Below are 12965 nucleotides of genomic sequence, written 5' to 3'. Positions count from 1 at the left end.
TACTTTGGAGTACGTGACTAATCCGGCACCCGGCCTTCGTGATCTGAAGAAGGCGGCCACGCGCGACGCTCTCGGCCTTGCCGCCGTGAACCTCGCGAAAGTTCGTGGTCTGGATGCCGTCACCGCCGACGCCATTGCCGCCGAGGCGGGGGTGTCCACGCGTACGTTCCACAACTATTTCGCCAACAAAGAAGAAGCCGTTCTGCATCACATCGAGGCTTCTGCGCTCGAGTGGTTCGAGATGCTGCGCGATCGACCGTCGGATGAGCCGCTCTGGGATTCGCTGAGGCACGTTGCCGTGTCGGTAGTGACCGATCCCGACAAGGACCTGGCCGAAACCTTCGCCGTCGCACAGCTCGTCGAGGCCAACCCCAGCGTGATGGCACGGAAGTTGGAAGTTCATCACTCGCTGACCCGGGTACTCGGGGAAGCGATTGCCGAACGCTCCGGGACCGATGTGGACCACGACCTCTATCCGAACCTGGTGCAAATGGCGGTAGGTGGAGCCGTCGCGGCAGCTCTGACCATCTGGACCAACAACCCCACAGGAGCTCTGTCGCCCAGACAGCTAGTCGAGGACGCATTCGACCAACTGCAGGCCGGACTCCCGGACCCGCGCGAACCGAAAACCAACTGAGGAGCCGTCACGTGGCCACCTATCTCTATCGAATCGGAAAGTTCGCCTACCGGCGAAAAGGCATCGTCCTTGCTCTGTGGCTCGCGATTCTCGTACTCGCGGGCGTCGGCGCAGCCACGCTGTCCGGGCCGACCGCCAACTCGTTCAACATCCCCGGCACGCCCGCCCAGGAAGCGCTCGACCTGCAGAGTGAGCGCTTCGGCCAGGCAGAGGACCCGCTGAGCGCGGTATCCGCCCAATACGTCTTCGCCGCTCCCGACGGCCAGTCGCTCGACACCCCCGAATACACCGCGGCGATGGATGCGACGATTGCCGAAATCGACAAGATCACCGAGGTCGACGCATCGGCCAAGCCCGATGGCCCTCAGCCGCTGGCCAATCCCGTCGTCGGAAACACGGGAATCGTCGAGCAGTACAACCAGCTCGCCGAGCAGGACGGAACACCTGCAGACGTCGCCGCAGCCAACGCCGCCGCGCTGTCGCCGCTCAGTCCGAACGGGCAGATCGGCACCCTCGACGTCCCGATCTCCGTCGAACTTGCCGACGTCACCGAGGAGTTGCGCACCGAACTCGACGAGGCAGCTCAGCCTGCACGCGATGCCGGATTGACCGTCGAGCTCGGCGGAACCGTCGCGCAGGACGCGTCGCCGCCGGGTGGGACGTCGGAGCTGGTCGGCCTGGCCGTCGCAGCCGTCGTACTGCTCATCATGTTCGGTTCGGCTGCAGCCGCAGGTCTTCCGCTCATCACCGCGATCGTCGGTATCGGCATCAGCAGCCTGACCATCACGACGGCCTCCGGCTTCGCGGATCTGTCGACGTTCACGCCGATCCTGGCGATCATGATCGGTCTCGCGGTCGCGATCGACTATTCGTTGTTCATCCTCGCTCGATACCGACACGAGCTGACGCTGACCGACAACCGCGAAGAAGCCGTCGGACGCTCGGTCGGAACCGCCGGTTCCGCTGTCGTGTTCGCCGGTGCCACCGTGCTCATCGCCCTCGTCGCGCTGCGCGTCGTCGGGATTCCGTTCCTGTCTCAGATGGGTTACGCGGCCGGCTTCGCAGTCTTCGTCGCAGTGCTCATCGCGCTGACGTTCCTGCCCGCGCTGCTGGGTCTGTTCAAGGGCAAGGCGTTCGCCGGCAGGATCAAGGGCGTCAACACTGCCGATCCCGAAGACCCGAACGCACCCGCGACCAACGGTTTGCGCTGGGCCCGCGCGCTGGTCAAGCGACCCGCGATCGGCCTCATCGGCGGCGTCGTACTGCTCGGTGTCATCGCCGGACCTGCAACCGGACTGTCGCTCGCACTGCCGAGCATCGCCACGTCCGACCCGTCGACGTCGGTCCGCAAGGCCTACGACCTCGTCGAGGAAGGCTTCGGTCCCGGCAAGAACGGCCCACTGCTCGTCATCGCCGACGCCAGCCAGGCGCCCGAGGCGGACCGGACAGCAGGGTTCGCGAAGGTCGTCGAGTCGATCTACGAAGAAGACGACGTCACCAACGCGCAGATCATCGCCGTCAACGAGGCCGGTGACACCGCACAGATCCTGGTGACGCCGTCCAGCGAACCGAACAGCGACGCCACCAAGGACCTCGTCGCCAACCTGCGTGCGGCAGAGCCCGGCTTCGCCGAATCCGACGGCGTCTCCTACGGCGTGACCGGTCAGACCGCACTCGAACTCGACGTGTCCGAGCGACTGCAGGATGCACTCGTGCCGTACCTCGCCGTCGTCGTGGGTCTCGCGTTCATCCTGTTGATGGTGGTGTTCCGGTCGATCCTCGTGCCACTGACCGCGACCATCGGCTTCCTGCTGAGCGTGCTCGCCACCTTCGGCGCGACCGTGTTCATCTTCCAGGAAGGTGGACTCGGGCTGATCAGCAATCCACAGCCCATCGTCAGCTTCATGCCGATCTTCCTCATCGGTGTGGTGTTCGGACTCGCGATGGACTACCAGGTGTTCCTGGTCTCGCGCATGCGTGAGGAATACGTGCACGGCACGCCTGCCAAGGAAGCCGTCGTCAACGGGTTCAAGTACGGCGCCCGCGTCGTGACGTCGGCCGCGGTCATCATGATCTCCGTGTTCGCCGCGTTCATGGCCGAGCCGGACTCGTTCATCAAGTCGATCGGATTCGCGCTCGCGGCCGCGGTGTTCTTCGACGCCTTCGTCGTGCGCATGATCATCATCCCGTCGGTCATGGCTCTCATGGGCGACAAGGCATGGTGGCTGCCGAAGTGGCTGGACAAGATCCTGCCCGACGTCGACATCGAAGGCGCCAAGCTCGCCAAGGCGGAACCGAAGCGGGACGAGGAAGAAGCGGTTCACGCTTAGAACGCGCGATGGCCGGGGATTCTCGTTCACCGACAAAAAAGTGGAGACTGTTGGATATGTGTACGAGTAATCTTCGGCCATCATGCTGATCCCGCTTCTGAAGACCTATCTGGCTCCCTACAAGCGGGCGATCGCAGCATTGATCGCACTGCAGTTGGTGGCCACCGCGGCGGCGTTGTATCTGCCGAGCCTCAACGCCGACATCATCGACAACGGTGTGACGCGCGGTGACACCAACTACATCCTGACCACCGGCGGCTGGATGCTTCTGGTGTCGCTCGTGCAGATCGTCTGCTCCGTCTCCGCGGTGCTGATCGGCGCCAAGTCCGCGATGGGGGCCGGGCGCGATCTGCGTAAGGCGATCCTGCACCGGGTCGGAACGTTCTCGGCGCGTGAAGTCGGACAATTCGGTGCGCCGTCGCTGATCACTCGAAACACCAACGACGTCCAACAGGTTCAGTTGCTGATCGTCATGGGCTTCACCATCGTCGTGATGGCGCCGATCATGTGCATCGGCGGAGTGGTCATGGCGCTGCGCGAGGACATCAACCTGTCCTGGATTCTCATTCTCGCGGTGCCCGGTCTCGCAATCGCCATGGGACTCATCATCGTTCGTATGGTCCCGGGGTTCCGCGCCATGCAGGTTCGTATCGACGCGGTCAACCGCGTTCTGCGCGAACAGATCACCGGCATCCGCGTCGTACGTGCTTTCGTTCGTGAGCGTTTCGAGATCGACCGCTTCGGCGTCGCGAATGCGTCGTTGACGGAAGCGGCGTTGCGCGTCGGTCGCCTGATGGCCCTGATGTTCCCGACGGTCATGCTCATCAGCAACGTGACCAGCGTGGCCGTGATCTGGTTCGGCGGGCATGCGATCAACAACGGCACGATGGAAATCGGTTCGCTCACGGCGCTTCTCAGCTACATCATGCTGATTCTGATGTCGGTGATGATGGCGTCGTTCATCGCGATGATGGTTCCGCGTGCGTCGGTCTGCGCCGACCGTATCAGCCAGGTGCTGGCCACCGAGTCGTCGGTGGTGCTGCCGTCGTCGCCCAAGTCCTTCGTGACGACGCCCGGAATCGTCGAGCTTCGCGACGCCGAATTTTCGTTCCCCGGAGCCGAATTCCCGGTGCTGCGCGGTGTGAACTTCCGTGCGGAGCCGGGCAAGGTCACCGCCATCATCGGCGGTACCGGATCCGGAAAGTCGACACTGATCAACCTGATTCCTCGGTTGATCGACGTCACCGCCGGCCAGGTGCTCGTCGGCGGTACGGACATCCGCGATCTCGACATCGAGGAACTTCGACGGAACATCGGGCTCATCCCGCAGAAGCCGTACTTGTTCTCCGGCACCATCGCCAGCAACCTGCGCTACGGCAAGACCGACGCAACCGACGACGAACTCTGGGAGGCGCTCGAGATCGCCCAAGCTGCGGACTTCGTGCGCAAGATGCCCGACGGCCTGGACACGGCTGTCTCGCAGGGCGGTACGACGGTATCGGGAGGCCAGCGTCAGCGTCTGTCCATCGCGCGGGCACTTGTTAGGCGTCCGAGCATCTACCTGTTCGACGACTCCTTCTCCGCGCTCGACCTGACCACCGACGCCCGACTCCGCGCGGCGCTGAGGCCCGTCATCGAGGAATCCTGCATGATCGTTGTTGCTCAACGTGTTTCGACCATCGTCGACGCCGATCAGATTCTCGTCCTCGACGACGGTGAACCCGTCGGGCTCGGGACGCACGACTATCTGGTCGCGACGTGCCCGACGTACGCCGAGATCGTCGACTCCCAGCACGCGGTGGCCGCATCATGACCAAGGCCGTAACCAAACCGTCGGACACTCCCTCTGCACCAGCGGCACCCGGTCCCGCGGGCCGTCCCGGTGCCGTGGCACCGGGCACGAAAGCACTGAATTTCAAGGCGTCGTTCACGCGTTTGATCAAGATGTTGGCGCCCGAGCGTCTGCGCATCTCGATCGTGCTGGTTGCCGCAGTCGCGAGTGTGGTGCTGTCCGTGGCCGCGCCGAACATTCTCGGACACGCGACCAACCTGATCTTCAACGGCGTCGTGGGAAATCAGCTGCCGGAGGGTATCTCGAAGCAGCAGGCCGTCGACGGTCTCCGTTCGGACGGGCAGAACACCTTCGCGGACATGGTTGCCGGAATGGACGTCACCCCGGGAGTCGGGATCGACTTCTCGGCCGTCGGGAATGTGCTGTTGTTCGTCCTCGGGCTGTACGTGGTGTCGTCGTTGCTCGCGTGGGGGCAGGGCTACCTGCTGAACATCGCGCTGCAGCGATCCATTCGACGGTTGCGCGGCGAGATCGAAGGCAAGATCCATCGACTTCCGTTGAGCTACTTCGACTCTCGCACACGAGGTGAGCTGCTGTCCCGCGTCACCAACGACGTCGACAACGTCTCGACGAGCTTGCAGCAGACGCTGAGCCAGCTCGTCACAGGCGTTCTGACGGTGCTCGGCATTCTCGGCATGATGATCTGGATCTCACCGCTGCTCGCGTTGGTCGCAGTGCTGACGGTTCCGGCGTCGCTGCTCGTCACGGCATTGATCGCCAAGAGGTCTCAGCCGCACTTCATCAACCAGTGGAAGCACACCGGCCGACTCAACGGGCAGATCGAAGAGGCATACACCGGGCACGAGATCGTCAAGGCATTCGGACGCCAAGCCGAGGTCGAGCGTGAGTTCGGCGAACGGAACGACAGCTTGTTCGAGTCCAGCTTCCGCGCGCAGTTCATCTCCGGCATGATCATGCCCACCATTCAGTTCCTGGGGAACATCAACTACGTGATCATCGCGGTCGTCGGTGGTCTGCGGGTTGCGTCGGGCACACTGAGTCTCGGTGAGGTGCAGGCGTTCATCCAGTACTCGCGTCAGTTCACGCAACCGCTGACTCAGGTCGGGTCGATGGTCAACCTCGTGCAATCCGGCGTCGCGTCGGCCGAGCGGATCTTCGAGCTGCTCGACGCGGACGAGGAGGATCCGGATCCAGCGAAGCCGATTCTGCCCGTCGCCAACCTCGGTCGCGTGGAGTTCGAGAACGTCTCGTTCCGATACCGCGAGGGCCAACCGCTGATCGAGAACCTGTCGCTCGTCGCCAAGCCCGGCCACCTCGTCGCCATCGTCGGACCCACCGGCGCAGGCAAGACGACGCTGGTGAACCTCATCATGCGGTTCTACGACATCGATTCCGGGCGAATCACCGTCGACAACGAGGACATCCGGGACATGACGCGCGACGAACTGCGCGAACGCACCGGCATGGTGCTGCAGGACACCTGGCTGTTCGGCGGCACGATTCGCGACAACATCGCGTACGGCGACCCGGAGGCGACCGAGGAGGAGATCCACGAAGCCGCCCGCGTCAGCTACGTCGACAAGTTCGTGCACTCGCTGCCCGACGGCTACGACACCATCATCGACGAGGAAGGCAACAACGTCAGCGCCGGTGAGAAGCAGCTCATCACCATTGCGCGCGCGTTCCTCGCGAAGCCGTTGATCCTGATCCTCGACGAGGCGACCAGTTCCGTCGACACCCGTACCGAGCTGCTGGTTCAGCAGGCCACTGCGGCCTTGCGCAGCGACCGGACGAGTTTCGTCATCGCTCACCGACTCTCGACCATCCGCGATGCCGACCTGATCGTCGTCATGGAGGAGGGCCACATCGTCGAGCAGGGCGATCACGATTCGCTCGTCGCAGCGGGTGGGGCGTACCACCGGCTGTACGCGTCGCAGTTCAGTTAGGCGCATGTGTCTGGAAATACATAGCAGGCTATGTATTTCCGGACACATGGGGGGAGCGCCTAAGGTTGGGCCGGTGAGCGCTCCGAACGACCCCTTCTTCACCATCGGCACCCGGCTCGACGATCGCCTGGGCCGCACGGGCACCATCCACACCCCGCACGGCGACATCGCCACCCCGGCGTTCATCGCCGTCGGAACCAAGGCGACGGTCAAAGCGGTGCTGCCCGAGGCGATGAAGGAACTCGGCGCCCAGGCCGTTCTCGCCAACGCCTATCACCTGTACCTGCAGCCCGGCCCCGACATCGTCGACGAGGCCGGTGGCCTCGGCAAGTTCATGAACTGGGACGGCCCGACGTTCACCGACAGCGGCGGCTTTCAGGTGATGTCGCTCGGAGTCGGGTTCAAGAAAGTCATCTCGATGGACGCCACCCGCGTCGAATCCGACGACGTCATCGCCGAGGGCAAGGAAAGACTCGCGCATGTCGACGACGACGGGGTCACCTTCAAATCGCATCTCGACGGCTCTCGCCATCGCTTCACCCCCGAGGTGTCGATGCAGATCCAGCATCAGCTCGGCGCCGACATCATGTTCGCGTTCGACGAGTTGACGACACTCATGAACACCCGCGGCTACCAGGAGCTGTCGGTCGATCGGACACAGGCATGGGCGAGGAGGTGCGTGCTCGAGCACGAGCGGCTCACGGCAGAACGCGTCGGGAAGCCGTATCAGGCTCTTTTCGGAGTCGTTCAGGGTGCGCAGTACGAGGATCTACGGCGCAAGGCCGCACACGACCTCGAGACGATCGAAGGCGAGACCGGACGGGGATTCGACGGCTACGGCATCGGCGGGGCGCTCGAGAAGCAGAACCTCGGCACGATCACACGGTGGGTGAACGAGGAACTGCCGGAACACAAGCCGCGTCACATGCTCGGTATCAGTGAGCCCGACGACTTCTTCACGGCCATCGAGAACGGCGCCGACACGTTCGACTGTGTCAATCCCTCACGCGTGGCACGTAATGCGGCGATCTACGTCCCGACGGGACGATTCAACATCAACACTGCCAAGCATCGGCGGGACTTCACACCGATCGACGAGAACTGCGATTGCTACACGTGCGCGAACTACACCCGGGCGTACATCCATCACCTGTTCAAGGCGAAAGAGATGCTCGCGTCGACGCTGTGCACCATCCACAACGAACGGTTCACCGTGAAACTCGTCGACGATATTCGTGCGTCGATCGAGCAGCACAGGTTCCACGAGTTCAAGGAAGAGTTTCTGGGGCGCTTCTATTCCGCACAGCGGTCGTGAGGTAGTCACCGAGTTCCCGTTGCAGATTGTCGTCCAGTGTCCGCGCGAGTACGGCATTGACCGAATGGACCGCAAGAGAGCGCATTTCGGTCAACATCGCAGCCGTCGAGGAGACTTCGTCGGCACCCGGAAGCCAGCCTTCGCCGTGTCGGTCGACGATGTGCCGCTCGGCCGTACGGATCATGTCCTTGGCGATACCGTCGACAGCGGCGTGAATACGCTCGTGGACATCGAGAAGCTGCCCGACGCTGAATCCGTGACCCGTCAGCGACGAAAAGCCGCGTAGCAGTTCGGGATCCGTGAAGACACACGTGTCACCCTCGATGCGTGCAAGACCCAGTGACTGCAGCCTGGGCAGCTCGCCACCGATGTGCTCGTCGACGAGGGACAAAGGGATCTCCACTGCGTCGCTCGTCGCCCATTGCTCGGTGACGGCGTTCTGCAGTCCGAGAACTTCGGCGAGATCCTTGCCGTTCTCCCAGCCGGAGATGAAGTCGCCTATGTGCGACGTCGTGAAGCCACGTTGCAGCAGAAGATCGATCAACCTCAGCCGCGCGAGATGCGAGTCGTCGTAGATCCCGACGCGTCCGCGCTTCTCCGGTGGAGGAAGCAGGCCGCGTTCGCGATAGGCGCGAACATTGCGCGTGGTGGTCCCGGCGGCGTGCGCTAGCTCGTCGATCCGATACTCCACCTCGCCGCGCCCCTTTCGTCGTTGGCTACACCGTAACGGGTGAGCGTGAACGACTGGTGGAGTAGTCATCGAGGTCGACCGATTTCAGTTGGCGGACGTATTGCGTAGCGAAGCCGGGAAACATGGTGGCGTTGAATCCGTCCTCGGTGAGATACCAGCTCGAACATCCGGAATTCCACGTCGTCTTCTGCAGGCGGCGCTGAATGTCCTCGTTGTACACACGCTGCCGGTCGGCCCTGACGTCCAGGACGACGTCCCGCGACAGGGAGTAGGAGATCGCGTCGACGAGATAGTCGATCTGCGCTTCCATGTAGACGAGCGCCGAGCTGTGGCCCGGCCCGGAATTGGGGCCGAACGTGAAGAACATGTTCGGGTACCCCGAGACCGTGATGGACTTGTATGCCTGTGCGCCGCTGCGCCATTCGTCGGCCAGAACACGTCCGCAGCGACCGGTGATCGGCACGGGGGTGCCGGTCTTGGAGACGTCGAAACCGGTGGCGAACACGATCACGTCGACCTGATGTTCGATGCCCTCCACCGTTCGAATCCCCTTGGGCGACAGGGTTGCGATCGGCCACGTGACCAGCGTGCAGTTGTCCTTCTGCAACGCTGGATAGAAGTCGCTCGTCATCAACAGACGCTTGCAGCCGGCCCTGAAATTCGGGGTGAGTTGGCGTCGTAACCTGGGGTCGGCGACCTGGCGTCGTAGATGGAGCTTGCCGACGGCTTCGACGACGCGAGTGAGCGGCGAGTTCCACACCACGCCGAGCGCGACGGACTCGTGTCCCCAGAACCAGGCGTTGCGCGCGAGTGTCTGCGCGGCCGGCAGTCGACGGTACAACTCCTTGGTGGTCTTGCTCGTCGCGACGTTGGCGCGGGGGAGCACCCAGCCCGGCGTTCGTTGAAAGACTTTGACAGACTTGGCCTTCTCGACCAACTCTGGCACTATCTGCACGCCCGACGCGCCTGTTCCGATGACGGCGACCTTCTTGCCGGTGAAGTCGTACCCGTGGTCCCAGCGAGCGCTGTGGATCTTGCGCCCCTCATACGTGTCGAGTCCGCGGATCGCCGGAAAGCTGACATTGGCAAGGGGTCCCGACGCCATCACGACGGACCTGGCGGTGACCGAAGGCTGGTCGTCGAACGTGATCTCCCACAACGACGTTGCGTCGTTCCACGTGATTCCGGTGACGTTGTGGCCGAACCGGAAGAAGGGGCGGATGCCGAAGTCGTCGACCATGCGTTGGATGTAGCCGAGGATCTCGACGCTGCCCGAGTAGGTGTGAGACCACTCGGGATTCGGGGCGAAGCTGTACGAGTACAAGCGGGACGGGATGTCGCACGCGGCACCGGGGTAGGTGTTGTCGCGCCACGTCCCGCCGGGTTCGGTGCCGCGTTCGAAGATTGCGATGTTGCGTATTCGCCTCTGCTTCAGACGAATTGCCGCACCGATGCCGGCGAACCCGCCACCGATGATCGCTACGCTCAGGCTCATGCGACGGGCTCGTACGTGAGTTCCTTGGACCATGCAGGCTGCGGCCGGAGAAGCTTCCTGGGGTACTTGGCAGTGATCTTCACGAGGGTGTCGGCGAGCTTGTGGTACGGATGCGCCCGGTTGATCACGACGCTCGCGTGCCAGCTGATGAAGCGGTACATGGGAAGGCGTTTCGCGAATTCGCTTCTCTCGCCTACCTTGTCGAATCGACGCATCGCTGTGTACAGCTTCTGCTCGTCGACGCCCATCGCGACGATGTTGTCGCGCATCTTGTTCAGCAGCGGAATGTAGCGCAAGGTTCCGATGATCAGCGACGGCTTCAGCCATGCCCCGACGGTCTCGACGAGGATCCTGCGCATCGTCGCGTGGCCGAGCAGTTCGATGACCTGGAAGTCGACTGCCAGGTGCCGTGACTCGTCGGAGTTGATGCGTTTGAACGCTTCCTGGCACACCGGGTCGTCGATCTCGTCGACGATGAATTTGACGAGCGCACCGTCGAGCGCGACCTCGAGCATCGGGATGACCGTGCCGAGTACGGACAGCGACGTCTGATCGGAGTACTTGTCCAGCCAGTCGATGACGAGTTTGACGTTGACGTTGGGCTCGGGGATCTCGTCGCCGTCGAGCATGCCCCACCTGCGCATCAGGGCGAGTTCGGCATTGGCGTGCTTCTGTTCCTCGGCGTGGAAGTAGGTGTAGATCTCCGCGAGCGTGTCCGTCGGAGCCTTCTTCGCCATGGCGGCGAAACCGCGGGCTCCGACGTTCTCGATCCACACCAGGTCGGACATGAACGGTTTGAGTCTCGTCCACAGCTCGGGCCCGATCGTGTCGGCGCCCGGCGCATCCCAGTCGATGTCGGCCAGCGCCCACTGCTTGTCCTTGATCTTGACGAGCATCTCGTCGAAATCGAATGCCATGTCGAAGTCCCGTCGTCGGCGTGCAATCAGACTCACGCGCATTGAGCCATTTGTCAATGGCTCGATTGAAGCAAGAAGAAAGGCCCGGTCGACGATGTCGGCCGGGCCTTCGGGCGTGAGGGGTCTAGGCGGAGACGGGTTCCTGGTAGCTGGGCTCGCGCTTCTTGATGTACGCGATGACCCGGTAGGTGATCGGCATGACCAGAATCTCGACGAGCGTCTTCCAGATGAAGCCGACGATGACGTAGTTGATGAAGTCCTCCCACGTCGAGATGCCGATGACTCCGGCGGCGATCGAGCAGAAGATCAGCGTGTCGAAGAATTCACCGACGATCGTCGACCCGATCAGACGGGCCCACAGGTGCTTCTCCTTCGTGCGTTCCTTGATGGCAACCAGCACGAGCGAGTTGAGCATCTGCCCGACGAAGTAGCCGGCAAGACCTGCGATGACCAGGCGAGGAACGACACCGACGACGGTTTCGAGCGACTCCTGATTCTCGTAGAAACTCGCCGCAGGCAGTTCGATCGCGATCCAGAAGCACACGGCCGCGAGGATTATCGAGCCGAAGCCGAGGTAGATCGCGCGCCTGGTGGCCTTGAAGCCGTACACCTCGCTGAGCACGTCGCCGAGGATGTACGCGAGCGGGAAGAGGAAGAATGCGCCGTCGGTATTGATCGGTAGCACCTGGAAGGGGCCGATGAAAAGATCGCTCCCACCGAAGAAGGCGACGCCTTTGCTCGCCGTCACATTCGAGATGATCAGGGTCGCGGCGAACAGGGCCACGATAGTCGGATAGTAACCACGGCTGACGTGCGCGAACTGCGCCACGGCGTCGGGTCTGTCTTCGGAATTCTGAGCTGTCACGTGGTTCATCCAAACACGGGAAATGTCCAGGTCCGAATTGTCGTGGCCGGTAAATCCCTTATGTCTCGAATATCCACGGGGTGGTGGGTAGTCTCGCCGGGTCGAAGTTGCTCAGCAGGTCCTTCGCCGTGACGTGGTCGTTCGGGCCCACGAGTTCCAGAGATCGGGCGAGTAGGTCGAGGACATCGTGGGGTCCGAGTCCCATCGCAGCCTGGTCCTCCAGCGTCACCGCTCCGTCTCGTTTCGCGAGCCGCTTGCCCTGCGCGTTGAGTGCCAGCGGCACGTGTGCGTAAGTGGGAGTGGGTAATTCGAGCAACGATGCGAGGTACGCCTGTCGAGGTGCCGACGTCAGTAGATCGTCTCCGCGGATCACCTGGTCGATTCCCTGTTCGCCGTCGTCGACGACTACTGCGAGGTTGTACGCCGCCACACCGTCGACGCGTCGCAGCACGAAATCGTCGACCTGACCGTGGAACCGTCCGTGCAGAACGTCGTCGACAGAGAAATCGGTCACGTCGGCGCGTAGTCGGAGCGCAGGCGGCCTTGTTTTCGACGCCTTCTCCTCGGCCGACAGGTTCCGGCAGGTCCCTGGGTATGCGCCGTCGGGTGCGTGTGGGGCGGAGGCAGCCTCGAGGATTTCCCGACGCGTGCAGAAACACTCGTAGGTCATTCCGGCTGCGGTGAGGCGGGCGATGGCGTCGTCGTACAGGGCGGTGCGCTGCGATTGCCTGGTGACAGGACCGTCCCAGTCGAGGCCGATGGCCTGCAGGTCGGCAAGTTGCCTGGCCTCGGCGCCCTCGCGGACACGGTCCAGGTCCTCGACGCGCATCAGGAAGCGTCGACCGGAGGATCGAGCGAACAGCCAGGCGAGCAGAGCAGTCCGGAGATTCCCTAGATGCAGGTCGCCCGACGGGCTGGGTGCGAATCGGCCGGCGCTCATCGAAAGAAGCCTATAC

The 12965-nt window shown here is 63.0% G+C and carries 10 protein-coding genes; 5 read left to right on the top strand and 5 right to left on the bottom strand.

Translation table 11 applies throughout. The features are described from left to right. Positions 1 to 4 precede the first annotated feature (4 nt). The 5 genes from CHB96_RS06565 (at position 5) to tgt (ending at position 8041) form a co-directional block, all read left to right on the top strand. The gene (locus CHB96_RS06565) at positions 5 to 637 is read left to right on the top strand and encodes a TetR/AcrR family transcriptional regulator (protein ID WP_089244286.1); all 633 of its coding nucleotides are present in this window, start codon (positions 5 to 7) and stop codon (positions 635 to 637) included. An 11-nt stretch (positions 638 to 648) separates the two neighbouring features. Then, entirely contained in the window at positions 649 to 2967 is a 2319-nt protein-coding gene (locus CHB96_RS06560) for an MMPL family transporter (RefSeq protein WP_089244284.1), read from the top strand. 82 nt (positions 2968 to 3049) lie between these two features. Continuing rightward, positions 3050 to 4780 carry an ABC transporter ATP-binding protein gene (locus CHB96_RS06555; RefSeq protein WP_089244282.1) on the top strand — a complete coding sequence of 577 codons (1731 nt, stop codon included), beginning with the start codon at positions 3050 to 3052 and terminating at the stop codon, positions 4778 to 4780. Then, positions 4777 to 6726 (top strand): ABC transporter ATP-binding protein, encoded by a 1950-nt coding sequence (locus tag CHB96_RS06550; protein ID WP_089244280.1) that lies wholly within the window; start codon positions 4777 to 4779, stop codon positions 6724 to 6726. The genes CHB96_RS06555 and CHB96_RS06550 overlap by 4 nt, the downstream gene beginning before the upstream one ends. 46 nt (positions 6727 to 6772) lie before the next feature. Further along, entirely contained in the window at positions 6773 to 8041 is a 1269-nt protein-coding gene (tgt, locus tag CHB96_RS06545) for a tRNA guanosine(34) transglycosylase Tgt (protein WP_176444174.1), read from the top strand. Here the strand turns inward: tgt and CHB96_RS06540 are convergent. The 5 genes from CHB96_RS06540 to gluQRS all read right to left on the bottom strand — a co-directional run bounded on the left by CHB96_RS06540 (position 7995) and on the right by gluQRS (position 12949). Next, complete coding sequence (locus CHB96_RS06540) at positions 7995 to 8732, bottom strand: MerR family transcriptional regulator (RefSeq protein WP_089244276.1); 738 nt, start codon at positions 8730 to 8732, stop codon at positions 7995 to 7997. The genes tgt and CHB96_RS06540 overlap by 47 nt on opposite strands. A 25-nt stretch (positions 8733 to 8757) precedes the next feature. Beyond that, positions 8758 to 10227, bottom strand: a complete 1470-nt coding sequence (locus CHB96_RS06535; RefSeq protein ID WP_089244274.1) for a flavin-containing monooxygenase — start codon at positions 10225 to 10227, stop codon at positions 8758 to 8760. Beyond that, the gene (locus CHB96_RS06530) at positions 10224 to 11144 is read right to left on the bottom strand and encodes a reductase (protein ID WP_089244742.1); all 921 of its coding nucleotides are present in this window, start codon (positions 11142 to 11144) and stop codon (positions 10224 to 10226) included. The genes CHB96_RS06535 and CHB96_RS06530 overlap by 4 nt, the downstream gene beginning before the upstream one ends. Positions 11145 to 11268: 124 nt before the next feature. After that, positions 11269 to 12018, bottom strand: coding sequence for a queuosine precursor transporter (locus tag CHB96_RS06525; protein WP_371828987.1), 750 nt, complete (start codon positions 12016 to 12018; stop codon positions 11269 to 11271). A gap of 49 nt (positions 12019 to 12067) precedes the next feature. Beyond that, a complete protein-coding gene (gene gluQRS, locus CHB96_RS06520; RefSeq protein WP_089244272.1) occupies positions 12068 to 12949 on the bottom strand; it encodes a tRNA glutamyl-Q(34) synthetase GluQRS in 882 nt (293 codons plus the stop codon). Positions 12950 to 12965 lie beyond the last annotated feature (16 nt).

The sequence above is a fragment of the Rhodococcoides kyotonense genome (assembly GCF_900188125.1).
Taxonomy (GTDB): Bacteria; Actinomycetota; Actinomycetes; order Mycobacteriales; family Mycobacteriaceae; genus Rhodococcoides; species Rhodococcoides kyotonense.
This window is presented reverse-complemented; position numbering and strand designations above follow the sequence as displayed.

Excerpts from the sequence above, each read along its gene's own strand:
- CHB96_RS06535 (WP_089244274.1), bottom strand. The coding sequence starts at position 10,227 with ATGAGCCTGAGCGTAGCGATCATCGGTGGCGGGTTCGCCGGCATCGGT.
- CHB96_RS06555 (WP_089244282.1), top strand. The coding sequence starts at position 3,050 with ATGCTGATCCCGCTTCTGAAGACCTATCTGGCTCCCTACAAGCGGGCG.
- CHB96_RS06550 (WP_089244280.1), top strand. The coding sequence starts at position 4,777 with ATGACCAAGGCCGTAACCAAACCGTCGGACACTCCCTCTGCACCAGCG.
- CHB96_RS06530 (WP_089244742.1), bottom strand. The coding sequence starts at position 11,144 with ATGGCATTCGATTTCGACGAGATGCTCGTCAAGATCAAGGACAAGCAG.
- CHB96_RS06525 (WP_371828987.1), bottom strand. The coding sequence starts at position 12,018 with ATGAACCACGTGACAGCTCAGAATTCCGAAGACAGACCCGACGCCGTG.
- tgt (WP_176444174.1), top strand. The coding sequence starts at position 6,773 with ATGGGGGGAGCGCCTAAGGTTGGGCCGGTGAGCGCTCCGAACGACCCC.
- gluQRS (WP_089244272.1), bottom strand. The coding sequence starts at position 12,949 with ATGAGCGCCGGCCGATTCGCACCCAGCCCGTCGGGCGACCTGCATCTA.